Annotated in this window: 3 protein-coding genes; 1 reads left to right on the top strand and 2 read right to left on the bottom strand. The window is 67.4% G+C overall.

Translation table 11 applies throughout. The features are described from left to right. Positions 1-63: 63 nt before the first annotated feature. A complete protein-coding gene (locus ACTWQJ_RS51580; protein WP_443313233.1) occupies positions 64-261 on the bottom strand; it encodes a hypothetical protein in 198 nt (65 codons plus the stop codon). Positions 262-406: 145 nt separating this feature from the next. Here ACTWQJ_RS51580 and ACTWQJ_RS51575 point away from each other — a divergent pair, with 145 nt between their 5' ends. Then, positions 407-682 (top strand): NUDIX hydrolase, encoded by a 276-nt coding sequence (locus ACTWQJ_RS51575; RefSeq protein WP_443313232.1) that lies wholly within the window; start codon positions 407-409, stop codon positions 680-682. 300 nt (positions 683-982) lie between these two features. On the opposite strand, the gene ACTWQJ_RS51570 is transcribed toward ACTWQJ_RS51575, so the two are convergent. Next, positions 983-1,206, bottom strand: a 224-nt coding sequence (locus ACTWQJ_RS51570) for a transposase (RefSeq protein WP_443313231.1), incomplete at its 5' end; no start/stop codon positions are given.

The raw sequence follows: 1,206 nt of genomic DNA, 5'->3' as shown, positions 1-1,206 counted from the left end.
CTTTCACTGAACTCGCGACAGAGCCAAACCCCGACTGGTCAGTGATACGCCGTGCTCGGAGAATCAGATCAGCAGCACCTGGATGTCCACATCGGCAAGCGGCTTCCTCGACCTGACCGCGCGGGCCGCAGCCGCGTCCTGCAGGGCAGTTCTCGCGAGATCGGCAGCGGTCGCGGTCGGGCTGCTCGTACCGCACGCTTCGCATGACGCGCGGTCGATGTTGGGGACGCCGCAGCCGTCGCACGTCCAAGCGCTGCTCATGCGGTGTTCCTTCCGCGGCCGTGGCGGTCCCCATGGGGACGCCTACGGAGACGATGGCTATCACGGTCGCGGCGTTGCCCGTCCCGCCGTGTTCAACGTGCCGTACGCCGCGTGGGTGCACCTCTGACCGCTACGCTCACGCGGCATGAGTGAAGGAGCAATGCGTGACGCCTCCGTGGTGGTAGCGCGCGACGCGAAGGGCCTGGTGGCCCTGCTGAGTGCCTATTTCCCCCACCACGTAGGCGAGTACCTTTTCCTTCCCGGTGGCCGGTTCGAGCCCGGTGAGTCCCCGCTTGAGTGCGCTCGCCGGGAACTGCGCGAGGAAGCCGGAGTCACTGCCAGCAGTGGCGGTCACTCGGCTCGTACGCGATCATCCTGGGCTCCAGGGCGCGCGTCCATCTGTACGAGGCCTGCGACCTGACGCTCGGCCCCCAGGGCCTCACCGAGACCGAAGCAGACTTCAAGCTCATGTGGTGGCCGATGCGTGATGCCCTCCAGGCCGTGCACGACGGGCGATTCCTGCTTCCCGCCGGACCGCTTGCACTTCTCCTTGCGGAACGCCGCCCGGAATGAACAGCGAGGTGTGATGAACACGGGGCTGTGGCGAGCGAAGCGGTGCGGGCGCCGCGCACGGCCGGCGTCCTTGGAAGTGGTGATGGCCGGTCCGCAGCAGTGGTGGCTGCTGAGCTTGACTCTGTCGGGGATCTTGGGGTTGCCGGAGTCAACTGCTTTTGGCTCGCCAGGACTTCAGCCGGGAGATCTCGCGCTGATCGAGGTAGTTCTGGAAGGCGGTCGGCTGTCGGGGCGGGGGTGCTTCCCCGGTCGGCGGCAGGCCGCTGAGGCGCTCGATGTTGACGGCGATGGCGGTCAGGACGTGCTGGAGGTGAGCCTTGTCCTGCTCTCGGTAGCGGCAGCGGCGCATGCCGTGGCCGTGGGCGAACTCGT

The organism is Streptomyces sp. KR55 (assembly GCF_052245645.1).
Classification (GTDB): Bacteria; Actinomycetota; Actinomycetes; order Streptomycetales; family Streptomycetaceae; genus Streptomyces; species Streptomyces flavusporus.
The sequence above is the reverse complement of the archived record's forward strand: the minus strand, read 5'-3'. Positions and strand labels throughout refer to the sequence as shown.